A 23901-nucleotide genomic window follows, 5' to 3' on the forward strand; every position below is an offset into this window, starting at 1 on the left:
CCTACTAAAGGCTGAGGTTTTGGGTATTGCGTTGGAGCAGGTTTTACTCGATGGCTTTGACCATGTCTTCGATGACTTTCTTGGCGTCGCCGAAGACCATCATGGTTTTGTCCAGGTAGAACAGCTCGTTGTCCAGACCGGCATAGCCGCTGGCCATCGAGCGCTTGTTGACGATCACAGTCTTGGCTTTATAAGCCTCCAGGATCGGCATGCCGGCAATCGGCGATTTCGGATCGTTCTTGGCGGCCGGGTTGACCACGTCGTTGGCGCCGAGCACCAGCACCACGTCGGCCTGGCCGAACTCGGAGTTGATGTCATCCATCTCGAACACTTGTTCGTAAGGTACTTCGGCTTCGGCCAGCAGGACGTTCATGTGCCCAGGCATCCGGCCGGCGACCGGGTGGATCGCAAACTTCACGTTGACTCCCCGGTGGGTTAGCTTCTCCGCCAGCTCCATCAGTGAGTGTTGGGCGCGTGCCACCGCCAGGCCATAACCCGGAACGATGATCACGGTGTCGGCGTTGGTCAGCAGGAAGGTTGCGTCGTCAGCCGAACCGGATTTCACCGGGCGGGCTTCTTTCGAACCCGCAGGGCCTGCCGCGTCCGCCGTGTTGCCGAAACCACCGAGCAGCACATTAAAGAAGGAGCGGTTCATTGCCTTGCACATGATGTACGAGAGGATCGCACCGGACGAACCCACCAGCGAACCGGCAATGATCAGCATCGAGTTGTTCAGCGAGAAGCCGATACCCGCCGCTGCCCAGCCGGAGTAGCTGTTGAGCATCGACACAACCACGGGCATGTCCGCGCCGCCAATCGGGATGATGATCAGCACGCCCAGTACGAAGGCGAGGGCCAGCATCAACGCGAACGCGCTGAGGTTGCCGGTCAGCATGAAGGTGATGCCCAGCGCCAGTGTCGCCAGACCCAGCAACAGGTTCAGCTTGTGCTGACCACCGAACTGTACCGGTGCGCCCTGGAACAGGCGGAACTTGTACTTGCCCGACAGCTTGCCGAACGCGATCACCGAACCGGAGAAGGTGATAGCACCGATGGCGGCGCCGAGGAACAGCTCCAGACGGTTACCGGCAGGAATCGCATCACCCAGCTGTTTAACGATGCCCAGCGATTGCGGTTCAACGACAGCCGCGATCGCAATGAACACCGCTGCCATACCGATCATGCTGTGCATGAAGGCGACCAGTTCCGGCATCTTGGTCATTTCAACGCGCTTGGCCATGATCGAACCGGCAGTGCCGCCGACCAGCAGACCGACGATGACGTAACCGATGCCGGCGGTTGCCAGCTCAGCGCCCAGCTTATAGATGAGGCCGACGGTGGTGAGGATCGCCAACGCCATCCCGAGCATGCCGTACACGTTGCCGCGCCGCGACGTTGTCGGGTGGGACAAGCCTTTGAGGGCCTGGATAAAGCAGATCGACGCGATCAAGTAGAGCGTCGTGACAAGGTTCATGCTCATTACTTAGGCGCCTCTTCTTTTACGGCTTTCGGGGCTTTTTTCTTGAACATCTCAAGCATCCTGCGGGTGACCAGGAAGCCACCAAACACGTTCACCGCCGCCAGGGCCACCGCAAGGGTGCCCATGGTCTTGCCCAGTGGCGTCACGGTCAAAGCAGCGGCGAGCATGGCGCCGACGATGACGATCGCCGAGATTGCGTTGGTCACCGCCATCAGCGGCGTGTGCAGTGCAGGTGTAACGTTCCAGACCACGTGATAACCGACATAAATCGCCAGCACGAAGATGATCAGGTTGTAGATACCGGGGGAGATAAGCTCTTCCATCGTCTGAATCCCTGCTTAGGCGTTTTTGCGGATGACTTGGCCGTCGCGGCACATCAGGCACGCGGCGACGATGTCGTCTTCGAGGTTGATCTCGAACTGGCCTTCTTTGTTGAAGACCAGCTTCAGGAAGTCCAGCAGGTTGCGTGCGTACAGGGCCGAAGCGTCTGCCGCCACTGCGCCGGCCAGGTTGGTCGGGCCGCAAATGGTCACGCCATTCTCGACCACGACCTGGTCGGCCACGGTGAGCGGGCAGTTGCCGCCCTGGGCTGCCGCGAGATCGATGACCACCGAGCCTGGCTTCATCTGCGCCACGGTTTCCGCGCTCAGCAGCGTCGGTGCCTTGCGGCCCGGGATCAGTGCGGTGGTGATGACGATGTCAGCCTGCTTGGCGCGTTCGTGCACGGCCAGGGCCTGACGTTGCATCCAGCTGGCGGGCATCGGCCGGGCGTAACCGCCGACACCGACAGCGCATTCGCGCTCTTCATCGGTCTCGTACGGCACGTCGACGAACTTGGCGCCGAGGGATTCGATCTGCTCCTTCACCGCAGGACGAACGTCGGAGGCTTCGATCACTGCACCCAGGCGTTTCGCCGTGGCGATCGCTTGCAACCCTGCTACACCGGCACCGAGAATCAGCACGCGCGCCGCTTTCACGGTGCCCGCAGCTGTCATCAGCATTGGCATGAAGCGTGGGTAGTGGTGAGCGGCCAGCAACACGGCTTTATAGCCGGCGATGTTCGCTTGGGAGGACAGCACATCCAGGCTTTGGGCGCGGGAGGTGCGCGGAGCCGCTTCCAGCGCGAACGCGGTAATGCCGCACTCAGCCAGCTTGGCAATGGTTTCATTGCTGAACGGGTTGAGCATGCCGACCACAACGGTGCCGCTTTTAATCAGCGTCAGCTCGCTGTCGCTGGGGGCGACCACCTTGAGAATCAGCTCGGCACCAAACGCATCGTTGGCGCTGCCAATGATTGCGCCTGCCGCTTCATAGGCACTGTCGACAACGCTGGCGTTAATGCCGGCGCCGCTTTGCACAGTGACCTTATGACCCTGGCCGATCAGCTTCTTGATGGTTTCCGGGGTTGCAGCAACCCGTGTTTCACCCGTCTGGGTTTCGAGAGGAACACCAATGTGCACGTCAAATCTCCTGCGTGATCTTATTGAGTAAACCCAGGCACTTCGGATGGTGCGGCTGGGGCGGCCGATCAGCACGATCCCGCCAAATCTGGGCGGGGCGCGGCATTTTGCAGGCGAACTTTGTGCCCTTCAAGGGATTATGACGGGTGACGGAAAATTAACTACAAGTCACCCCGTGACCGAATGTCGCAACCGACCGCCTCAATCCCTTGCAGGCCGTGCCTTGTAAGGATTCTGGCCGAATTTCAAGAATTTACACATCGGCACGGTGAATGAGGTGTCATTGCCGATGAATAGAGGCTCAAAGCCACGTCGGCAGGCGCTTGTGGGACGTTTGTACTGCTTGTCGGTACAGTCTGCGAATATGCGACAAATACTTATATCTGTAGGGCTTTGTTTTTGCTGACTACGGGGTCAGTTAATTGGTGGAAGCCTCTATCCTTCTAGGCTGTAGCTTTGTGCCTGCGTGACCAGCCAATCGCGAAATGCCCGTAAAGAGGCCGATTCGACCTTTCGCTCTGGAATCATCAGGTAATAGGCCTTGATGCTCGACAGTGCCTGAGCGTTGGCTATTACCAACCGTTTCTCCGTCAGTTCGCGTTGAATCAGGAATGGCGGAATCAGCGCGATACCCATGTCGTGCATGGCCGCTTGGGCCAGCATGGAGAATAGCTCGTAGCGCGGTCCTGTCATGTCGCGCGGGACATTAAGGTGTTGTGAGTTGAACCACTGGCGCCAGGCATAAGGGCGCGTGGTCTGTTGCAGCAAGGGCAATTCGGCGATTTCACCGGGCGTCAGACTGGTTTTTTTGCCCAGTAGCGTCGGGCTGCACACCGGCATCGGATTCTCGCCCATCAGCCTGTGGGATTCGGTACCCGACCAATCCGCATCACCGAAATAGATCGCGGCGTCAAAATCGGTATCGGCAAACAGGAAGGGGCGCGTGCGGTTGGTGAGGTTGACCGTCACTTCGGGATGTTTGTGCTGGAAATCCTTGAGCCGTGGCAGCAGCCATTGAGTGCCGAAGGTCGGGACCACGGCCAGTTCGATCACGTTTGCGCCTTGTTGCCCCATCACTGACAAGGTGTCTCGCTCAACTGCGTCGAGTTGGGTAGCTACGCGGCGGCTGTAGGAAAGTCCGGCTTCTGTCAGCTTCACTCCGCGCCGTGAGCGTCGGAAGAGTTCGACGCTCAGGAACTCTTCCAGGCTGGCGATCTGTCGGCAAATGGCGCCCTGGGTGAGTGAAAGCTCCAGCGCGGCTTTGGTAAAGCTCTCGTGGCGCGCTGCCGCTTCAAAGCTAATCAGGGCGGTGGTGCTAGGGATTTTCCGGCGCATGTACTCCAACCTCACTAATGCATCGCATAAAGGCTATTTTGCGACGTTACGGAGTGAGAAATTAGCACAACAGTATGCAAAATCCTCGTTTGCCGTAATGCCGAACCGGGCCTAGGATCAGTCCACGTTATTTGACCCGATTCGAGAGGACACACTCATGGGCGGTAAAGCTAGCTTCAACTGGATCGATCCCCTGCTGCTGGATCAACAGCTCACCGAAGAAGAACGCATGATCCGCGACACTGCCGAGCAGTTCGCTCAGCAGAAGCTTGCACCGCGTGTTCTTGAAGCTTTCCGTCATGAAAAGACTGATCCGGCGATCTTCCGCGAGATGGGCGAAGTGGGCCTGTTGGGTGCGACCATCCCCGAGCAGTACGGTGGCAGCGGCCTGAACTACGTCAGCTACGGCTTGATCGCTCGTGAAGTCGAGCGTGTCGACTCTGGCTATCGCTCGATGATGAGTGTGCAGTCCTCGCTGGTCATGGTGCCGATCAATGAATTCGGCACTGAAGCCCAGAAGCAGAAGTACCTGCCGAAACTGGCCTCGGGCGAGTGGATTGGTTGCTTCGGTCTGACCGAGCCTAACCACGGTTCTGACCCGGGTGCGATGATTACTCGTGCACGTAAAGTGGAAGGCGGCTACAGCCTGACCGGCAGCAAGATGTGGATCACCAACAGCCCGATCGCCGATGTGTTCGTGGTTTGGGGTAAGGATGATGCGGGCGACATTCGTGGCTTCGTTCTGGAGAAGGGCTGGAAAGGCCTGAGCGCTCCGGCGATCCATGGCAAGGTGGGCCTGCGTGCATCCATTACCGGTGAGATCGTCATGGACAACGTGTTTGTCCCTGAAGAGAACATTTTCCCTGATGTCCGCGGTTTGAAAGGCCCTTTTACTTGCCTCAACTCCGCACGCTACGGCATTTCCTGGGGCGCTTTGGGCGCTGCCGAGTTCTGCTGGCACACCGCTCGCCAATACACCCTGGATCGTCAGCAGTTCGGTCGCCCATTGGCCGCCACTCAGCTGATCCAGAAGAAACTGGCCGACATGCAGACCGAAATCACCCTGGCACTGCAAGGCTGCCTGCGCCTGGGTCGTATGAAAGACGAAGGGACTGCGGCAGTCGAGATCACCTCGATGATGAAGCGCAACTCCTGCGGCAAGTCCCTGGACATCGCGCGCATGGCGCGAGACATGTTGGGCGGCAACGGCATATCCGATGAGTTTGGCGTCGCTCGCCATCTGGTCAACCTGGAAGTGGTGAATACCTATGAAGGTACGCATGACGTCCACGCGCTGATCCTCGGGCGCGCGCAGACCGGCATCCAGGCGTTCTATTAATAGGAGAACGTCCATGGGCGCGCTTTCGCATCTACGGGTACTGGATTTATCGCGGGTGCTGGCCGGGCCTTGGTCCGGGCAGATCCTTGCGGACCTTGGCGCCGAAGTGATCAAGGTCGAGCGCCCGGGTAATGGCGATGACACACGCGCCTGGGGGCCTCCCTTCCTGAAAGACGCCTATGGCGAGAACACCAGCGAGGCCGCCTATTACTTGTCGGCCAATCGCAACAAGCAATCGGTGACTATCGACTTCACGCGTCCAGAAGGTCAAAAGCTGGTGCGTGACCTGGCGGCCAAGTCGGACATCCTGATCGAGAACTTCAAGGTCGGTGGCCTGGCGGCTTATGGGTTGGACTATGAGTCGCTTAAGGCCATCAATCCAAATCTGATTTATTGCTCGATTACCGGGTTTGGTCAGACCGGGCCTTACGCCAAGCGTGCGGGTTATGACTTCATGATCCAGGGCTTGGGTGGGCTGATGAGCCTGACAGGTCGACCTGAGGGAGATGAGGGTGCGGGGCCGGTGAAAGTCGGTGTGGCGCTGACCGACATCCTGACCGGGCTCTATTCGACGGTGGCGATCCTTGCTGCGTTGGCTCACAGGGATCATGACGGTGGCGGTCAGCATATCGACATGGCGTTGCTGGATGTTCAGGTCGCGTGCCTGGCCAACCAGGCGATGAACTATCTGACGACGGGCAATGCGCCCAAGCGCCTGGGTAATGCTCATCCGAACATCGTGCCTTATCAGGACTTTCCTACGGCGGACGGTGACTTCATCCTCACCGTGGGTAATGACGGGCAGTTCCGCAAGTTTGCGGAGGTGGCTGGGCAACCTCAGTGGGCGGATGATCCACGCTTCGCGACTAACAAGCTGCGGGTGGCGAATCGTGCGGTGTTGATTCCGCTGATCCGCCAGGCGACGGTTTTCAAGACCACGGCTGAGTGGGTGCTGCAGTTGGAGCAGGCGGGTGTGCCATGCGGTCCTATCAACGACCTGGCTCAGATGTTTGCTGATCCTCAGGTCAAGGCGCGTGGGTTGGCGATTGAGCTGCCCCATGTGCTGGCAGGGATGGTGCCCCAGGTCGCCAGCCCGATTCGCCTGTCGAAGACGCCGGTGGAATATCGGAATGCGCCACCCTTGTTAGGCGAGCACACGCTGGAGGTTCTGCAGCGGGTGTTGGGTCTGGACGCTGGTGCGGTCGCCGCTTTCAAAGTGGCTGGGGTACTTTGAAGATCCCTTCTATATAGAAGGAGTGGTTTTGCTCTCTTATATAGAAGGAAATCAGCCTGTTTTCCGCGTTTCTCCAAGTTATTGATAGAAAAGCAAAATTAGGGGTTGACGGCAGATTCTGGAAGTCTATAATTCGCCCCACTTCCGGCGCAGTCGAAACGGAAAACTCCTTGGTAAACAAAGAGTTACGCAGTTTTCGACAGCGAGTTGCTTCAGTTCATCGAAGCCCAGAAGGAGTCGGTAAGGCAGGTTGGTTTGGCCTTATAGACGTTTCGATCTTCTCGGTCGAAAGCGGAGAAAAAGAGGTGTTGACAGCAGCGAGTAACGCTGTAGAATTCGCCTCCCGCTAACGAGAGATCGGAAGCGCAAGTGGTTGAAGTTGCAAAGGAAACTTTGAAAACTTCTGAAAATAACCACTTGACAGCAACAGAGGCTGCTGTAGAATGCGCGCCTCGGTTGAGATGAAAGATCTTAACCAACCGCTCTTTAACAACTGAATCAAGCAATTCGTGTGGGTGCTTGTGGAGTCAGACTGATAGTCAACAAGATTATCAGCATCACAAGTTACTCCGCGAGAAATCAAAGATGTAACCAACGATTGCTGAGCCAAGTTTAGGGTTTCTTAAAAACCCAAAGATGTTTGAACTGAAGAGTTTGATCATGGCTCAGATTGAACGCTGGCGGCAGGCCTAACACATGCAAGTCGAGCGGCAGCACGGGTACTTGTACCTGGTGGCGAGCGGCGGACGGGTGAGTAATGCCTAGGAATCTGCCTGGTAGTGGGGGATAACGCTCGGAAACGGACGCTAATACCGCATACGTCCTACGGGAGAAAGCAGGGGACCTTCGGGCCTTGCGCTATCAGATGAGCCTAGGTCGGATTAGCTAGTTGGTGAGGTAATGGCTCACCAAGGCGACGATCCGTAACTGGTCTGAGAGGATGATCAGTCACACTGGAACTGAGACACGGTCCAGACTCCTACGGGAGGCAGCAGTGGGGAATATTGGACAATGGGCGAAAGCCTGATCCAGCCATGCCGCGTGTGTGAAGAAGGTCTTCGGATTGTAAAGCACTTTAAGTTGGGAGGAAGGGCATTTACCTAATACGTAAGTGTTTTGACGTTACCGACAGAATAAGCACCGGCTAACTCTGTGCCAGCAGCCGCGGTAATACAGAGGGTGCAAGCGTTAATCGGAATTACTGGGCGTAAAGCGCGCGTAGGTGGTTTGTTAAGTTGGATGTGAAATCCCCGGGCTCAACCTGGGAACTGCATTCAAAACTGACAAGCTAGAGTATGGTAGAGGGTGGTGGAATTTCCTGTGTAGCGGTGAAATGCGTAGATATAGGAAGGAACACCAGTGGCGAAGGCGACCACCTGGACTGATACTGACACTGAGGTGCGAAAGCGTGGGGAGCAAACAGGATTAGATACCCTGGTAGTCCACGCCGTAAACGATGTCAACTAGCCGTTGGGAGCCTTGAGCTCTTAGTGGCGCAGCTAACGCATTAAGTTGACCGCCTGGGGAGTACGGCCGCAAGGTTAAAACTCAAATGAATTGACGGGGGCCCGCACAAGCGGTGGAGCATGTGGTTTAATTCGAAGCAACGCGAAGAACCTTACCAGGCCTTGACATCCAATGAACTTTCCAGAGATGGATTGGTGCCTTCGGGAACATTGAGACAGGTGCTGCATGGCTGTCGTCAGCTCGTGTCGTGAGATGTTGGGTTAAGTCCCGTAACGAGCGCAACCCTTGTCCTTAGTTACCAGCACGTTATGGTGGGCACTCTAAGGAGACTGCCGGTGACAAACCGGAGGAAGGTGGGGATGACGTCAAGTCATCATGGCCCTTACGGCCTGGGCTACACACGTGCTACAATGGTCGGTACAGAGGGTTGCCAAGCCGCGAGGTGGAGCTAATCCCAGAAAACCGATCGTAGTCCGGATCGCAGTCTGCAACTCGACTGCGTGAAGTCGGAATCGCTAGTAATCGCGAATCAGAATGTCGCGGTGAATACGTTCCCGGGCCTTGTACACACCGCCCGTCACACCATGGGAGTGGGTTGCACCAGAAGTAGCTAGTCTAACCTTCGGGAGGACGGTTACCACGGTGTGATTCATGACTGGGGTGAAGTCGTAACAAGGTAGCCGTAGGGGAACCTGCGGCTGGATCACCTCCTTAATCGACGACATCAGCTGCTCCATAAGTTCCCACACGAATTGCTTGATTCATTGAAGAAGACGATAAGAAGCAGCCCGAAATTGGGTCTGTAGCTCAGTTGGTTAGAGCGCACCCCTGATAAGGGTGAGGTCGGCAGTTCGAATCTGCCCAGACCCACCAATTTTTGTGTGGGAACCTGTAGCAATACGGGGCCATAGCTCAGCTGGGAGAGCGCCTGCCTTGCACGCAGGAGGTCAACGGTTCGATCCCGTTTGGCTCCACCACTACTGCTTCTGTTTGTTGAAAGCTTAGAAATGAGCATTCCATCGTGATGATGGTGAATGTTGATTTCTAGTCTTTGGCTAGATCGTTCTTTAAAAATTTGGGTATGTGATAGAAAGATAGACTGAACGTTACTTTCACTGGTAACGGATCAGGCTAAGGTAAAATTTGTGAGTGGCTCTTAATTGAGCGTGATCGAATTTTCGGCGAATGTCGTCTTCACAGTATAACCAGATTGCTTGGGGTTATATGGTCAAGTGAAGAAGCGCATACGGTGGATGCCTTGGCAGTCAGAGGCGATGAAAGACGTGGTAGCCTGCGAAAAGCTTCGGGGAGTCGGCAAACAGACTTTGATCCGGAGATGTCTGAATGGGGGAACCCAGCCATCATAAGATGGTTATCTTAAGCTGAATACATAGGCTTAAGAGGCGAACCAGGGGAACTGAAACATCTAAGTACCCTGAGGAAAAGAAATCAACCGAGATTCCCTTAGTAGTGGCGAGCGAACGGGGACTAGCCCTTAAGTGGCTTTGAGATTAGCGGAACGCTCTGGAAAGTGCGGCCATAGTGGGTGATAGCCCTGTACGCGAAAATCTCTTAGTCATGAAATCGAGTAGGACGGAGCACGAGAAACTTTGTCTGAATATGGGGGGACCATCCTCCAAGGCTAAATACTACTGACTGACCGATAGTGAACTAGTACCGTGAGGGAAAGGCGAAAAGAACCCCGGAGAGGGGAGTGAAATAGATCCTGAAACCGTATGCGTACAAGCAGTGGGAGCCCACTTTGTTGGGTGACTGCGTACCTTTTGTATAATGGGTCAGCGACTTATTTTCAGTGGCGAGCTTAACCGAATAGGGGAGGCGTAGCGAAAGCGAGTCTTAATAGGGCGTCTAGTCGCTGGGAATAGACCCGAAACCGGGCGATCTATCCATGGGCAGGTTGAAGGTTGGGTAACACTAACTGGAGGACCGAACCGACTACCGTTGAAAAGTTAGCGGATGACCTGTGGATCGGAGTGAAAGGCTAATCAAGCTCGGAGATAGCTGGTTCTCCTCGAAAGCTATTTAGGTAGCGCCTCATGTATCACTGTAGGGGGTAGAGCACTGTTTCGGCTAGGGGGTCATCCCGACTTACCAAACCGATGCAAACTCCGAATACCTACAAGTGCCGAGCATGGGAGACACACGGCGGGTGCTAACGTCCGTCGTGAAAAGGGAAACAACCCAGACCGTCAGCTAAGGTCCCAAAGTTATGGTTAAGTGGGAAACGATGTGGGAAGGCTTAGACAGCTAGGAGGTTGGCTTAGAAGCAGCCACCCTTTAAAGAAAGCGTAATAGCTCACTAGTCGAGTCGGCCTGCGCGGAAGATGTAACGGGGCTCAAACCATACACCGAAGCTACGGGTATCACTTAGGTGATGCGGTAGAGGAGCGTTCTGTAAGCCTGTGAAGGTGAGTTGAGAAGCTTGCTGGAGGTATCAGAAGTGCGAATGCTGACATGAGTAACGACAATGGGTGTGAAAAACACCCACGCCGAAAGACCAAGGTTTCCTGCGCAACGTTAATCGACGCAGGGTTAGTCGGTCCCTAAGGCGAGGCTGAAAAGCGTAGTCGATGGAAAACAGGTTAATATTCCTGTACTTCTGGTTATTGCGATGGAGGGACGGAGAAGGCTAGGCCAGCTTGGCGTTGGTTGTCCAAGTTTAAGGTGGTAGGCTGGAATCTTAGGTAAATCCGGGATTCTAAGGCCGAGAGCTGATGACGAGTGTTCTTTTAGAACACGAAGTGGTTGATGCCATGCTTCCAAGAAAAGCTTCTAAGCTTCAGGTAACCAGGAACCGTACCCCAAACCGACACAGGTGGTTGGGTAGAGAATACCAAGGCGCTTGAGAGAACTCGGGTGAAGGAACTAGGCAAAATGGCACCGTAACTTCGGGAGAAGGTGCGCCGGTGAGGGTGAAGCATTTACTGCGTAAGCCCATGCCGGTCGAAGATACCAGGCCGCTGCGACTGTTTATTAAAAACACAGCACTCTGCAAACACGAAAGTGGACGTATAGGGTGTGACGCCTGCCCGGTGCCGGAAGGTTAATTGATGGGGTTAGCTAACGCGAAGCTCTTGATCGAAGCCCCGGTAAACGGCGGCCGTAACTATAACGGTCCTAAGGTAGCGAAATTCCTTGTCGGGTAAGTTCCGACCTGCACGAATGGCGTAACGATGGCGGCGCTGTCTCCACCCGAGACTCAGTGAAATTGAAATCGCTGTGAAGATGCAGTGTATCCGCGGCTAGACGGAAAGACCCCGTGAACCTTTACTATAGCTTTGCACTGGACTTTGAATTTGCTTGTGTAGGATAGGTGGGAGGCTTTGAAGCGTGGACGCCAGTTCGCGTGGAGCCAACCTTGAAATACCACCCTGGCAACTTTGAGGTTCTAACTCAGGTCCGTTATCCGGATCGAGGACAGTGTATGGTGGGTAGTTTGACTGGGGCGGTCTCCTCCTAAAGAGTAACGGAGGAGTACGAAGGTGCGCTCAGACCGGTCGGAAATCGGTCGTAGAGTATAAAGGCAAAAGCGCGCTTGACTGCGAGACAGACACGTCGAGCAGGTACGAAAGTAGGTCTTAGTGATCCGGTGGTTCTGTATGGAAGGGCCATCGCTCAACGGATAAAAGGTACTCCGGGGATAACAGGCTGATACCGCCCAAGAGTTCATATCGACGGCGGTGTTTGGCACCTCGATGTCGGCTCATCACATCCTGGGGCTGAAGCCGGTCCCAAGGGTATGGCTGTTCGCCATTTAAAGTGGTACGCGAGCTGGGTTTAGAACGTCGTGAGACAGTTCGGTCCCTATCTGCCGTGGACGTTTGAGATTTGAGAGGGGCTGCTCCTAGTACGAGAGGACCGGAGTGGACGAACCTCTGGTGTTCCGGTTGTCACGCCAGTGGCATTGCCGGGTAGCTATGTTCGGAATAGATAACCGCTGAAAGCATCTAAGCGGGAAACTAGCCTCAAGATGAGATCTCACTGGGACCTTGAGTCCCCTGAAGGGCCGTCGAAGACTACGACGTTGATAGGTTGGGTGTGTAAGCGCTGTGAGGCGTTGAGCTAACCAATACTAATTGCCCGTGAGGCTTGACCATATAACACCCAAGCAATTTGCTTGCTTCGAGCCCAAAAGCGAAAGAGCACCAGATTGCGGTGTGTGAAGACGAAACGAACCGAAAGTTCGAGAACTCACAAAACACCCGATCTATCACATACCCATTCGCTGGAGCGTGAACCCGTAAGGGCCCACGACCTGGCTACCGAATTTCTTGACGACCATAGAGCATTGGAACCACCTGATCCCATCCCGAACTCAGCAGTGAAACGATGCATCGCCGATGGTAGTGTGGGGTTTCCCCATGTGAGAGTAGGTCATCGTCAAGATTAAATTCCGAAACCCCTATCTGCGTATGCAGGTAGGGGTTTTGTTTTAGTAGAAGTCACCAATTTTGCTGGCACGTTACGACCGTAACGGGCTGGTCACAGAATTTCTTGACGACCATAGAGCATTGGAACCACCTGATCCCATCCCGAACTCAGCAGTGAAACGATGCATCGCCGATGGTAGTGTGGGGTTTCCCCATGTGAGAGTAGGTCATCGTCAAGATTGAATTCCGAAACCCCTGTCTGCTAACGCAGACAGGGGTTTTGTCTTTCTGGGAACCCTAAAAGCATTACCCCAGACTGGCTCACGGTGTCCAGGCCCAAACCACTGAGCGACACCCAGGGCGGTCGAGAACAGCGCCGCGCGAACGGCGTGGCGCAAAATGCAGTGGCCGCAGTGAAACAAGGAAGATTCTTACCGATGACGCGCACAGTCATTGTAGGTTTCCGTAGGAAGTCGCTGAAGTCAGAGTTAAATCGCTTACTGACTAAGCCGGGCGTGCACGGAAAGCCCGCCAAAAAAATTCAGACGTGCCGCTCCAGTATCACCCACCAGCGAGTACGGTAGCGCAACTGCACCGGCAGGGTTTGCGGCAGGATCGCCAGTAGCTTATCGGTGTTCTCCAGACGGAAGACTCCGGACAGCCGCAAGTCGGCAATGTCCGCTGAACACGTCAGATAACCGTGTCGGTAGCGTGCGACTTCATTGAGAAAGTCACCCAGGCGAATGTTGCGGGTAACGATCAGGCCATCGACCCACGCGCCGGCATCCATATCCAGCGGTGGAGCCGGCTTCGCCTGTTTGTGATCGATCAAGTAACTCTGTCCGGCCTGCACCCGTATCGGCTCTCCGCCAGCGGCCCGCGGCGAATGAATCGCGACCAAGCCGCTGGTGACGCTGAGCCGTGTGCAGTCATCGTCCTGACGTAGGATGAATCGCGCGGCCACACCTTCGTACACGCCGTGACGACTTTGCACCCGCAACGGTCGATCAAATGAAGACGCCTCGTCGATCCCGCCGCAGGTCACGATGATTTCGCCGCGCGTCAGTTTGATCAGCCGTTGTTGCGCGGTGTAATCGAGATCCACCGCACTGGCGGTGTTGAGTTCCAGGCGGGTGCCGTCGGGCAATTGGAAGCCGCGGCGCTCGCCCGTGGCGGTGGCGAAGTCGGCGGTCCACTGTTGCCAACCCACCGCATCCTTTCCCAGCCACGCCGCCGAACCCATCAACAATGCACCGGACAGCAGCTTCAGAGCCTGTCGTCGTCCCAATCCCTGGGCACTGTTTTCCAACGTGTTGAAGGCGACTTGAGCGCCGGGCACGGCGCGCAGATTACTGCTCAACTCGGCTTGCAGGGACTGCACCCGCTGCCAGGCTAATTCGTGTTCGAAATGCTCCGCGCGCCAGACATCGCATTGCTGGCGCAGCCTCGGATTAGCTGCGTTGTTGCGCAGTCGCAGCAGCCAATTGATGGCCTGTTTGACCACCTGCTGATGAAGTTCACCGCTTCGGTGCAGTAACGAGTTATCCACAGGCATCACGCTTCATACCGCAAGACATAGAAGTGATACAGCGCATCAGCGAATTAACGTTCCATCGAACGCAGGGACAAACCCATCTGCTCGGCAACCTGCTTGTGGGTAAGTCCATCGCAAAGCGCCAGCACAAAAGCCTGATGCACTTTCGGCTTAAGTCCTGCAAGCATGCGGATGACTGTGCTGCAAACTCAGGAGAGGACATGAACGCGACAGCCTGAACGTCACAAATGATAATTGGTCGCATTGTCATCAAGGGTTACGGAATTTGCAACTGCCGGTCGAACAACTGTCATCACAAAAAGCTATTCAACCGCTCTGGCACACCGTTCGGCGGGAATACCGGGCAAATCCTACAAAGCCCTAAGATTTCTCCGACTGGTGCCGACAGACTGGGGAGACATGCGTGCACCAAAGTAGAGCGGCCGGAGAAAGCCGCCTGCGCTGTTACATGGAATGTTGCACCTGGAACGCATCCCCACTTTTTGCATAAGAAGTCCCATGAAATGAATCTCAAATTCAGCCATAAAATCCTTCTGGCCGCCTCTGGCGTCGTGGTGCTGGCTTTTGCGTTGTTCACTTTGTACAACGACTATCTGCAGCGAAACACCATCCGGCAAAACCTCGAGTCCTCCGTCCAGCAAGCCGGCGACCTGACCGCCAGCAGTGTGCAGAACTGGATGAGCGGCCGTGTACTGGTCCTGGAAAACCTCGCACAGAACGTCGCTCATCAAGGCGCCAGCGCGGACCTTCCAGGCCTGGTTGATCAACCGGCCTTCACCTCTAACTTCCAGTTCACCTATGTTGGCCAGGCCAATGGGGTGTTCACCCAACGCCCCGACGCGAAGATGCCGGACGGTTATGATCCGCGTCAGCGTCCCTGGTACAAACAAGCCGTGGCCGCCGACAAAACCATGCTGACGCCGCCGTATATGGCCGCGGTCGGTGGCTTGGTGGTGACCATCGCCATGCCGGTGAAAAAGAACGGCGAATTGCTCGGTGTCGTCGGTGGTGACCTGAGCCTGGAAACCCTGGTGAAGATCATCAACTCGGTGGACTTCGGTGGCATAGGCCACGCGTTCCTGGTCAGCGCCGACGGTCAGGTGATCGTCAGTCCGGACAAAGACCAGGTGATGAAAAACCTGAAGGACATCTACCCGAACTCTGGCGTGCGCATCGAGAAGGGTAATCAGGACGTCACTCTGAACAAGCAGGACCGCATCCTTTCGTTCACCCCGGTGAGTGGTTTGCCGAATGCCGAGTGGTACATCGGTCTGTCGATCGACAAGGACAAGGCCTACGCGCCTCTGAGCCAATTCCGTACCTCGGCGCTGATCGCAATGTTTATCGCCGTGAGCGTTATTGCGGTGCTGCTGAGCCTGCTGATCAATGTGTTGATGCGTCCACTGACCACCATGGGCCGCGCGATGCAGGACATCGCCCAGGGCGAGGGCGACCTGACCCGTCGTCTGGCCGTGGAAAGCAAAGACGAATTCGGTGAGTTGGGCGGTTCGTTCAACCAGTTCGTGGAGCGGATTCACGCCTCGATTTCCGAAGTGTCCTCGGCGACCCGTCAGGTCCACGATTTGTCGCAACGGGTGATGGCATCATCCAACGCCTCGATCGTCGGCTCCGACGAACAAAGCGCGCGCACCAACAGTGTGGCGGCGGCGATAAATCAACTGGGCGCCGCTACTCAGGAAATCGCCCGCAATGCCGCCGATGCTTCGCAGCACGCCAGCGGTGCGAGCGAGCAGGCGGACGACGGTCGTCAGGTGGTGGAAAAAACCATCCTGGCCATGACCGAGCTGTCGCAGAAAATCAGCCTGTCCTGCACCCAGATCGAAACCCTGAACGCGAGCACCGATAACATCGGGCACATTCTCGATGTGATCAAAGGCATCTCCCAGCAGACCAACTTGCTCGCGCTTAACGCCGCCATCGAAGCGGCGCGTGCCGGTGAAGCCGGTCGTGGGTTTGCGGTGGTGGCGGACGAAGTGCGCAACCTGGCGCATCGCACGCAGGAGTCGGCGGAAGAGATCCATAAGATGATCACCTCGCTGCAGATCGGTTCTCGCGAAGCGGTGACCACCATGAACGCGAGTCAGGTCTCCAGCGAAGAGACCGTCGAAGTGGCGAACCAGGCGGGCCTGCGACTGGTCAGCGTGACCCAGCGCATCGGCGAAATCGACGGCATGAACCAGTCGGTGGCCGCGGCGACCGAAGAGCAGACGGCGGTGGTGGAAACCCTCAACGTCGACGTTAACCAGATCAACTTGCTGAACCAGCAGAGCGTGGCGAACCTCAATGAAACGTTGAAGGATTGCGATGCGTTGTCGTTGCAGGCGAACCGGTTGAAGCAGTTGGTGGATAGCTTCAAGATCTGATGGAGTTCTAACAGACCGCGTTATCGTTCTTCGCAGGCAAGCCTCGCTCCTACAGGGTTTCGATGCCCTTGTAGGAGCGAGACTTGCCCGCGAAAGCGGTAGGAAAGTCACCGCTGAACCAAAGCCCTACACAAACAGCTTCAACACATTATTCATCGCATCATCCGCAAACCCCTGCACAAAATCCTTGAACCCCGGCAACGCCTCAACCCCTCCCTGCGCCGGTTCGGCAATGATGGTCCAGGTCGCCCGCGACTTGCCCACACCCAGCGGTTCAACACTCATCGCCGCCCACAAATTGGCGACGCCCAGCGTGTTGTAAATTGTGGTCCACGTCATGCTCAACGCCTGGTCATCCCGCGAATTGAGTTGCTCGACCACCAGGTTGCCGTCCTTGAAGAATTTCTTGCGCAGCGACGACACGCCTTCGCCCGTCATCTCGATGTGCGACAGCGCCGGAATGAATTGATCGAAGCCGGCAAAATTACCGACCACTGCCCAGACCTGCACGGCATCCGCCGGCACTTCCACCGAAGACACGACGTGGCAGCCTTGCGGGTTTTTGATCAGGGTATCGGGTTGCAGGTTTTTCATGGTTTTGCTCCGGTTGAGTGAATCAGATGAAATTGATTTCTTTGAGGTAGTCGCAGCCACGACGCAGCAGCGCCGGGGATTTTTCCGGGTAGTGCGCGCCCATCTGCCGCACGCCGGCCTGGGCGTTGGCGTGGCCGATCATCGAGATGTCGCCGATGTCTTCCTCGAAGCCGTTGAGGTAGAAACCAAGCACGCCGAACAGCGCGTTGTCAGTGTCAACCCGGCCCAATTGCTGCTGCCAGTCGGCGACGCTGACCATGGAGAATTCCCGGCCAGCCTCACGGAATGACGCGACGTAATCGTCCCAACTCAGGGGCTCGGGGTTGTGCAGGTTGAACACCGCTTTTTCAGGCGAATAACGGCTGGCATGGAAGGCGATAAAGCGGGCGAGAAAGTCCACCGGCATCAGGTCGAAGTTCAGCGCGAATTCCGGCACCTGGCCGAGCTGGATCGAGCCCTTGAGCATCAGCATCAAGCGATTTTTATGCGGCTGGCAGACGCCGGTCAGGCTGTTGAAACTGATGTTGCCGGGGCGATATAGATTGACCCGCACCCCACGCTCGCGTGCCCGTTCGAGGATCCGTTCGCCAACCCATTTCGACAGGTTGTAGCCGTTCTTGATGTAGATCGGCGGGGTTTGCGCGGCGGGCAACTCCAGCACCCGGCCATCGTCGGCAATGGTGCTGGACGCAGAGAGCGTGGAGACAAAATTGAAGATCTTCTTGCTGCGCCCTTCGCACAACCGAAGGCATTCGAAAATCGGCTCGACGTTGTCCCGCGCCAATGACTCGTAATCAAGCACGTGATTGACGTTGGCGGCGTTGTGCACCAACGCGCCGAACTCTCGATCGAGGCGTTCGTAAACGTCCGCATCGAGCCCCAATGCCGGGCGCGTAATGTCCGCCGCGTAAACCTGCACCCGGCTCAGGTCCAGATGCTCAAGGCGATTTTCACGCAGCGCGTGAGCGAAGCGCTCGGTTGCCGATTGCCCGCCGCCATCGCGTACCAGGCAGGCGACTTCGCTGACGCCCCATGCCAGCAACGCCTCGACGATGTGGACACCGACAAAACTGTTGGCGCCTGTGACGATCACCTTGTGCTCATCGCCCATGCGGCTGATGGGCAGCGGCTCAATATCCAGCTCGCGGAAGGCATCCGCCAGCGCCTGCGCACTCAGGACTTCCTCGGTACCGGAGCCCCGCACCAGCGTCGCCAGCTTCGCAATGGTCGGCAATTCAATGAAGCGATTGATCGAAATGCTGCGGCCGAATTCCTCGCGCAATCGCAGCAACATCCGTGACAGCAGAATCGAATGGCCGCCCAGATTGAAGAAGCTTTCGTCGGTCGAAATATCGCTGGCCGGCAGTTCCAGCAGCTCGGCCCAGATCTCCAGCAACAGCGCTTCATCGGCGCTGACGGGCAAGCGCCGCGCCGTGTTTTCAGCCACATTCACTGGCATCGCCAGTAAGGCTTTGCGGTCGACCTTGCCGTTGCTGGCGAACGGCATGCTCGGCAGTTCGGTCCAGGCGATGGGTTGCATGTAGTCCGGCAAGAACTGCATCGCATGAGCCTTCAACCCCTCGCGAGCGACGCCCGGTTGTTCCTCCTGAGGTTGCGCGAGAAAGGCCAGGATCCGTCGCTGACTGTCGATGACCACCGCCACCTGACGGTACAACTGACTGTCGCGCAGGCAGCGTTCGATCTCTTCCGGCTCGACCCGAAAGCCACGGATTTTCACCTGATTGTCTCGCCGCCCGCACAACTCGATGCCGTCACCGGTCCACTTCGCCATGTCGCCGGTCCGGTAGGCGCGCAGACGCTGGCCATCCGGCAGATTCAAGTCCAGATAGCGCTCGGCGGTCTGCTGCGGGTTGTTCAGATAACCCAGGCACACCCCCGGCCCGACGATGTACAACTCACCGACGGTCTGCTCGGCCACCGGTTTAAACCCCTCATCGAGAATCAGCACCTGGCTGTTGGCAATCGGCGCCCCGAGGGTGCGGTTGCTGTCGCCAGCGCGCAGCTGGCGCGCGGTGATCAGCACCGTGGCTTCGGTCGGGCCATAGAGGTTGTAGAGGTTGCCCTGACGGGTGAGCTGCTCGATGACATAGGGCTCGCAGACATCGCCACCGGTCATCACATGATCCAGAACCTGCAGCTGTTCCAGCGGCAAAATGCTCAACAGTGCCGGCGGCAAAAATGCATGACTGAGGCGTTGATGACGGATCAGCTCAACCAGTTGCAACGGGTCGCGGCGCTGGTCGTCGTTCGGCACGATCAGCTCGGCGCCCTGCAGCAAGGTTGGGAAAATGTCGATCAGCGACGAGTCGAAACTCAACGACGAAAACTGCAAGGCCTGACTGTGTTCGGTCAGCTGCACATAGTCGGCGTACCAGGCGGTGAAGTGCGCGAGGTTGGCCTGGCTGAGCAATACGCCTTTGGGATGGCCGGTGGTGCCCGAGGTGTAGAGTGCCATGCACGGCGCATCAAGGTCGGGGCGCTGGCGCATCAAGGATTGGCTGAGGTCCACATCGTCGAAGTCGATGCGGCTGATGTCCAGCGCCGGCATTTCGTCGGCGAGTGGATGCTGGCCGTCATGCAGCAACAACACAGCTCCGGCGTTCGAAAGGATGTATTGCTGACGTTGCAGTGGATGGCTCGGCTCCAGCGGCAAGTACACCGCGCCGCTGCCTAGAATCGCCAGGATCCCCGCATACAACGCGCTGCATTTCGGCAGGCAGATCCCGACCACCAATGGCCCTTGATGCTGAGCGAGCAATGGCAGCAAGCGCTGCTGGATCGCGCGGCTGTGGGCATGCAATTGCCGATAGCTCAGCGAGGTGCCGTCGATGTTCAGCGCGGGTCGTTCGGCGGATTTGATGAAGCGCTGTTCGAGGCGCTCGATCATCGGGATCCGGGCGAGTGCTTGCAGCCACGGTTGAGCGGTGTTGTTGAGTTGATGAACGAATGCCAGGCGTTCTAAAAACTGCAGGTTTTCAACCTGGTCAAAATGGGTAGTCGATGCCGGTTCGGCTTGGAGAAAGTACTCGGCATCCCGGGAGAATCGGCTGACCAGCAGCGCGACATGGTCCACCAGTTCCGCCACCGCCCGCAGGCGCAACGCCTGGCCATTTCCAGAAGGTTCATCGGCAATCGGCACGCGGGTGAACAGCTTCGATCCAAGCATGCACAGCAGGTCCATCGACGGCAACCCGCAGACGCCTGGCGCGCCGACGCCCAGTTGCAGTGTCAGTCGCGGCGCATCGCTCAGGACTGAAAACCCCTGGCTCGCATCGTCGATCAGCAGATCAAACGACGGCGGCTCGTCGAATGCCTCGAGCCGCACCAGCGAATGACCCTGTTGTTCAAGTTCCAGCGCCAGGTCGGTCAAGGCCTGGCTGTGCCCAATGAGCAGAATGTCGAGACGTCTCATGATGTTCTCCTCGTTAAACCAGGTAGTCGCTGAGGGCGTCTTGCACGCACGGCGAATCGAGCAGCGAACTGCTGCGGAAAAACCGCACGATGTTGGCGACCAGCGGGTGATGACGATTGATCGGGAAGGCCATGCCCGATATTTCGTTCTTGAGTGCCTGGCGCGTCGCGTCGCTGATCTGCAAGGCTTCGATCAGGCGGAAGTCGAAGGACTTCTGGATGTCGTTGGTCAGGTAATGGCCGATGAACACCGGCAGGATTTGTGCGATGAGCTGACGGTCGGCTTCGCTCGCGGTGTGCCAATAGATGCGCACCATCCGCGACCAGAACCCGGAGTGGCGGCCCTCGTCGAGCAAGTGGTCGGCCATCAGGCCCTTGATCGATTGCTTGACCGTGTCGTCTTTGGCGAACGCCGCCACATCGCCGGTCACGGTGTTCTCGGCGATGGCCACGCAGATCAGTTCCACGGCGCTGCGCAAGTGTTCCGGTGCGAGGGCCACGGCCGCCGGGATCGCCCGGCTTAGTTCGATTTCATCCGGCAGCTGGATGGGCGTGATGCCGGTCATGGCGACGGTCTGCTGCATGAAATCCATGGCGACCAGCGCGTGGTAATCCTCGTCCACCACCACGGTCATGGCGTCATAACGACAGGCGAACGGGAACGCCACGGCGAAGCGATTCTTGGCGATGCTGCGGGCGGTCTTGTCGACAATCTCGGTTTCGAAAATCACCACGTCGTTGATGAATTTGTAGAGCGTCTGCACCAGCGCGAAGTCCCGTTGTTCCGGGCATTCGCGCAGGAAGGTTTCACTCAGCACCAATGGCTGGCGGCTCAACGGGTAGATCAGCTTGTCGTCGTTCTCCAGCACCCGCCGGGGCCGTGTGCGGATGGTCGCGCGGCTCTCCCAGGCGTCGGCGAAGGATTGGTAGTCGGCGGCGTTCATGCGTTCACCTCGGCAACCGGTTCGCTCATGCTCAGGCGCAGGCCATCCCACAAAGCGATGCGGCTTTCCACGGCGGCGATGGCGCTGGCGTAGACGTCTTCTTCGCGTTGCGAATCGCCATTGACCAGGCGTGCAAGGAGTTTTTCAGCGGCGGGGCCGTGGTCTTCGGAATCGACTTCGATGTGCCGCTCGAGGTAGTAACGGAAGGTCGGCGCCTGTTCGATGCCGATGCCCCAGTCATCGAGAATTCGCTGGAACATCTGCGGGATGACGCTCTCGCGACCATGCAGAAATGCCGCCGCAACGCTGTGCCCCGGCGCATGCAACGCGGTGTGCAACGTGTTGCGCACGAACTGCGCGGCCGCCGGATCGACGTCAACGCTTTGCAGCGCCACGTCGTAACTCACGCCTTCTTGCTGCAACGCCACGAAGCGTTCCACGGCGACCGTGCTGGCGCCGACTTCGCGCATCGCATCGAGGTACAACTCGAAGTGACTGTAATGACCCTGGGCCGGACGATCATCGGACTCTTCACCCAGCACGATTTCATTGATAAGGCGCGCGGCCTGCGGATCTCGCGGCGGCAGCCAGGGCAGTTGAACGCAGGTCAATTCCTGTTGCAGGCGTTTGGTCAGCGACATGAAATCCCACACCGCAAAGACATGGCTTTCCATGAAGCGTTGAAGTACCGAGAGTGAATGTATTTCAGAGAAGATCGGGTGCGCACTAAGCTCTGCTTTCTTCTGGATGAGGCGGTCTTTATTCGTTTTCATGAGCGAGCCTATAAGTGATCGGGATTGCCGTTAAGGAAGTTGTGATCAATAAGTGACGGTCGTTTAACGTTTTTTGTTGGCGTGCGGATGCCTCAATTAAATTGATGCCATTCAGTGCGATAAAGTCGTTTCGGTGCCGTGTTTATTGGCGGCGGAGAAAAATTAATACATGAACAAAGTGTCGGGCAAGTGATATTTATATTATTTACAAGTTCAACTTTCTTGTGCGCGACAAGTTCCAATAAAACTATAGATCTCAGTTTTATTTGGGCGTAGTTGCTCCTTTCGACGAAGTATCGTCAAAATTCAAATAAAGAGTGAATGCCTCACTCAAAGCAACTTTCAAAGTTGTTCCGTTGAATGCTTAAAGGGGGTGGAAGTTGGCTGGGATTGACGCCGGTGCTTCCTTTCCCGTGACAAGACTCCTTCCGTAGGTTCTTGGTGCGAGGACTGCACCGCCAATGCGGTGCGTCGCCCGTTCATTATTCGTTGGCAGCCCAAGAGTGAGCGTAAATCACGGCCGCCGCTATCGCCCGGATGTCATCTTTGCTGGCGTATTGATGGAGCTTGAGGAAGGGAGGTCGATCGATGGCAAGGCGTTAGGGAAGGACGTGCGGGCACTGAGTGAGTCGGTGTGAGCGGAGGGGTGTGTAAGGAGATTATTCACGGCAAGCCAGGCGCACAGTTCGAACTGCGCGCCCAGGTTTGGCGCCGGGTTGTTCTACCGGGAGGTTTTCTTGCTTTGCGCCTCAGGGCTGTCGAGGTAGCGCGTGATGACCTCGACACCGCGGTTGAGGTGGTGTTCGAGCAGCTTCACCGCGCTTTCGATGTCGCGGTCTTCGGTGGCCAGCAACAGCGCCCGGTGATCATCCTGGGACAGTTTGCCCAGGCCCATGGCTTCCAGGTTGAAGCGCAGGAAGCGCTCCTCTTCGTTCAGGCCGTCTTCAATCAGTCTCAAGAGCCGACGGTTAGGCGCCTTGCTGTAAAGCGACATGTGGAAGAGACGATTGAGCCGTCCGATCTCGGCGTAGTCGTGTTCTGTTTCCAGGTTATCGATATAGCGGGCAGCGTCTTCGAAATCCTTCGCATCAAGCAAGGGAATCGACAGGCGCAGGGCTTCGGACTCCAGCAGAATCCGCAGCGCATAGGTTTCGACGGCATCGCCCTGAACCAGCGGTGCAACCACCGCGCCTTTATGGGCGATGACGTTGAGCAGCGCCTGGGCTTCAAGCTGGCGCAACGCTTCGCGCACCGGCATGCGGCTGACGCCGAACAGGTCGGCCAGATCTTGCTGGCGCAACGCGGTGCCGCAGGGAATGCGTCCATCGAGAATGGCCGAACGCAGGGTTTCTTCGATCACCGAACGTGCCAGGTGAGCGGGAATCGGCCCGTTGACCTTGATACTGCTGAGCGGGTTGGGCTTCTGTGTCACGACTACGCACCCTGTCTGGCTGAAATATTTGGATCCAAATGGACACTAGTGACTGCCATGCAGCTTGTCAAACGGACAAAA

General features: G+C 56.9%; 13 protein-coding genes, 2 tRNA genes, 4 rRNA genes and 1 pseudogene. 9 read left to right on the forward strand and 11 right to left on the reverse strand.

Annotated elements, in window-relative coordinates; genetic code table 11:
• Window positions 1–43: 43 nt before the first annotated feature.
• The 4 genes from ACA049_RS00555 to ACA049_RS00570 form a co-directional block, all read right to left on the reverse strand.
• On the reverse strand, window positions 44–1480 hold the full coding sequence (locus ACA049_RS00555) for an NAD(P)(+) transhydrogenase (Re/Si-specific) subunit beta (RefSeq protein ID WP_497332304.1): 1437 nt from the start codon (window positions 1478–1480) through the stop codon (window positions 44–46).
• Window positions 1480–1803, reverse strand: a complete 324-nt coding sequence (locus ACA049_RS00560; protein WP_003187010.1) for an NAD(P) transhydrogenase subunit alpha part 2 — start codon at window positions 1801–1803, stop codon at window positions 1480–1482. The genes ACA049_RS00555 and ACA049_RS00560 overlap by 1 nt, the downstream gene beginning before the upstream one ends.
• 15 nt (window positions 1804–1818) lie before the next feature.
• Complete coding sequence (locus tag ACA049_RS00565) at window positions 1819–2940, reverse strand: Re/Si-specific NAD(P)(+) transhydrogenase subunit alpha (protein ID WP_046044834.1); 1122 nt, start codon at window positions 2938–2940, stop codon at window positions 1819–1821.
• A gap of 435 nt (window positions 2941–3375) precedes the next feature.
• Window positions 3376–4275 carry a LysR family transcriptional regulator gene (locus ACA049_RS00570; protein ID WP_497332306.1) on the reverse strand — a complete coding sequence of 300 codons (900 nt, stop codon included), beginning with the start codon at window positions 4273–4275 and terminating at the stop codon, window positions 3376–3378.
• 157 nt (window positions 4276–4432) lie between these two features.
• Here ACA049_RS00570 and ACA049_RS00575 point away from each other — a divergent pair, with 157 nt between their 5' ends.
• The 8 genes from ACA049_RS00575 (at window position 4433) to rrf (ACA049_RS00610) (ending at window position 12945) form a co-directional block, all read left to right on the forward strand.
• Window positions 4433–5614 carry an acyl-CoA dehydrogenase gene (locus ACA049_RS00575; RefSeq protein ID WP_010465741.1) on the forward strand — a complete coding sequence of 394 codons (1182 nt, stop codon included), beginning with the start codon at window positions 4433–4435 and terminating at the stop codon, window positions 5612–5614.
• Window positions 5615–5627: 13 nt separating this feature from the next.
• Entirely contained in the window at window positions 5628–6848 is a 1221-nt protein-coding gene (locus ACA049_RS00580) for a CaiB/BaiF CoA transferase family protein (protein WP_497332308.1), read from the forward strand.
• Between the two features lie 642 nt (window positions 6849–7490).
• Window positions 7491–9029, forward strand: a 16S ribosomal RNA gene (locus ACA049_RS00585).
• 82 nt (window positions 9030–9111) lie between these two features.
• Window positions 9112–9188, forward strand: a tRNA-Ile gene (locus tag ACA049_RS00590).
• 28 nt (window positions 9189–9216) lie between these two features.
• Window positions 9217–9292, forward strand: a tRNA-Ala gene (locus ACA049_RS00595).
• Window positions 9293–9541: 249 nt separating this feature from the next.
• Window positions 9542–12433 (forward strand): 23S ribosomal RNA (locus ACA049_RS00600).
• A 173-nt stretch (window positions 12434–12606) separates the two neighbouring features.
• Window positions 12607–12722, forward strand: a 5S ribosomal RNA gene (gene rrf, locus ACA049_RS00605).
• Between the two features lie 107 nt (window positions 12723–12829).
• A 5S ribosomal RNA gene (gene rrf / locus ACA049_RS00610) occupies window positions 12830–12945 on the forward strand.
• The 16S, 23S and 5S rRNA genes sit together here with 2 tRNA genes alongside, the layout of an rRNA operon.
• 302 nt (window positions 12946–13247) lie before the next feature.
• Here rrf (ACA049_RS00610) and ACA049_RS00615 read toward each other — a convergent pair.
• Both ACA049_RS00615 and ACA049_RS00620 read right to left on the reverse strand, forming a co-directional pair.
• Complete coding sequence (locus ACA049_RS00615; protein ID WP_497332310.1) at window positions 13248–14261, reverse strand: FecR domain-containing protein; 1014 nt, start codon at window positions 14259–14261, stop codon at window positions 13248–13250.
• A 47-nt stretch (window positions 14262–14308) separates the two neighbouring features.
• Window positions 14309–14440, reverse strand: a pseudogene (locus ACA049_RS00620) (sigma factor-like helix-turn-helix DNA-binding protein); the annotation flags it as partial.
• 324 nt (window positions 14441–14764) lie between these two features.
• Between ACA049_RS00620 and ACA049_RS00625 the strand changes: the two are divergent.
• Window positions 14765–16645, forward strand: coding sequence for a methyl-accepting chemotaxis protein (locus ACA049_RS00625; RefSeq protein WP_497332312.1), 1881 nt, complete (start codon window positions 14765–14767; stop codon window positions 16643–16645).
• 126 nt (window positions 16646–16771) lie between these two features.
• Here the strand turns inward: ACA049_RS00625 and ACA049_RS00630 are convergent, their stop codons facing one another.
• The 5 genes from ACA049_RS00630 to ACA049_RS00650 all read right to left on the reverse strand — a co-directional run bounded on the left by ACA049_RS00630 (window position 16772) and on the right by ACA049_RS00650 (window position 23820).
• A complete protein-coding gene (locus ACA049_RS00630) occupies window positions 16772–17239 on the reverse strand; it encodes an SRPBCC family protein (protein WP_497332314.1) in 468 nt (155 codons plus the stop codon).
• Between the two features lie 22 nt (window positions 17240–17261).
• Window positions 17262–20672, reverse strand: a complete 3411-nt coding sequence (locus tag ACA049_RS00635; protein WP_497332316.1) for an amino acid adenylation domain-containing protein — start codon at window positions 20670–20672, stop codon at window positions 17262–17264.
• Window positions 20673–20685: 13 nt separating this feature from the next.
• Window positions 20686–21615 carry a diiron oxygenase gene (locus ACA049_RS00640; RefSeq protein ID WP_497332318.1) on the reverse strand — a complete coding sequence of 310 codons (930 nt, stop codon included), beginning with the start codon at window positions 21613–21615 and terminating at the stop codon, window positions 20686–20688.
• Window positions 21612–22388 carry a DUF3050 domain-containing protein gene (locus ACA049_RS00645; RefSeq protein ID WP_497332320.1) on the reverse strand — a complete coding sequence of 259 codons (777 nt, stop codon included), beginning with the start codon at window positions 22386–22388 and terminating at the stop codon, window positions 21612–21614. The genes ACA049_RS00640 and ACA049_RS00645 overlap by 4 nt, the downstream gene beginning before the upstream one ends.
• 721 nt (window positions 22389–23109) lie before the next feature.
• Window positions 23110–23820: a GntR family transcriptional regulator gene (locus ACA049_RS00650; RefSeq protein WP_497332322.1), complete on the reverse strand. Its 711-nt coding sequence runs from the start codon at window positions 23818–23820 to the stop codon at window positions 23110–23112.
• Window positions 23821–23901: the final 81 nt, after the last annotated feature.

This window comes from Pseudomonas sp. LBUM1662, from assembly GCF_059695915.1.

Bases quoted from the DNA above. Each gene is read 5' to 3' on its own strand.
- ACA049_RS00555 (WP_497332304.1), bottom strand. From the start codon at position 1,480: ATGAGCATGAACCTTGTCACGACGCTCTACTTGATCGCGTCGATCTGC.
- ACA049_RS00560 (WP_003187010.1), bottom strand. From the start codon at position 1,803: ATGGAAGAGCTTATCTCCCCCGGTATCTACAACCTGATCATCTTCGTG.
- ACA049_RS00570 (WP_497332306.1), bottom strand. From the start codon at position 4,275: ATGCGCCGGAAAATCCCTAGCACCACCGCCCTGATTAGCTTTGAAGCG.
- ACA049_RS00575 (WP_010465741.1), top strand. From the start codon at position 4,433: ATGGGCGGTAAAGCTAGCTTCAACTGGATCGATCCCCTGCTGCTGGAT.
- ACA049_RS00580 (WP_497332308.1), top strand. From the start codon at position 5,628: ATGGGCGCGCTTTCGCATCTACGGGTACTGGATTTATCGCGGGTGCTG.
- ACA049_RS00615 (WP_497332310.1), bottom strand. From the start codon at position 14,261: ATGCCTGTGGATAACTCGTTACTGCACCGAAGCGGTGAACTTCATCAG.
- ACA049_RS00625 (WP_497332312.1), top strand. From the start codon at position 14,765: ATGAATCTCAAATTCAGCCATAAAATCCTTCTGGCCGCCTCTGGCGTC.
- ACA049_RS00630 (WP_497332314.1), bottom strand. From the start codon at position 17,239: ATGAAAAACCTGCAACCCGATACCCTGATCAAAAACCCGCAAGGCTGC.
- ACA049_RS00635 (WP_497332316.1), bottom strand. From the start codon at position 20,672: ATGAGACGTCTCGACATTCTGCTCATTGGGCACAGCCAGGCCTTGACC.
- ACA049_RS00640 (WP_497332318.1), bottom strand. From the start codon at position 21,615: ATGAACGCCGCCGACTACCAATCCTTCGCCGACGCCTGGGAGAGCCGC.
- ACA049_RS00645 (WP_497332320.1), bottom strand. From the start codon at position 22,388: ATGAAAACGAATAAAGACCGCCTCATCCAGAAGAAAGCAGAGCTTAGT.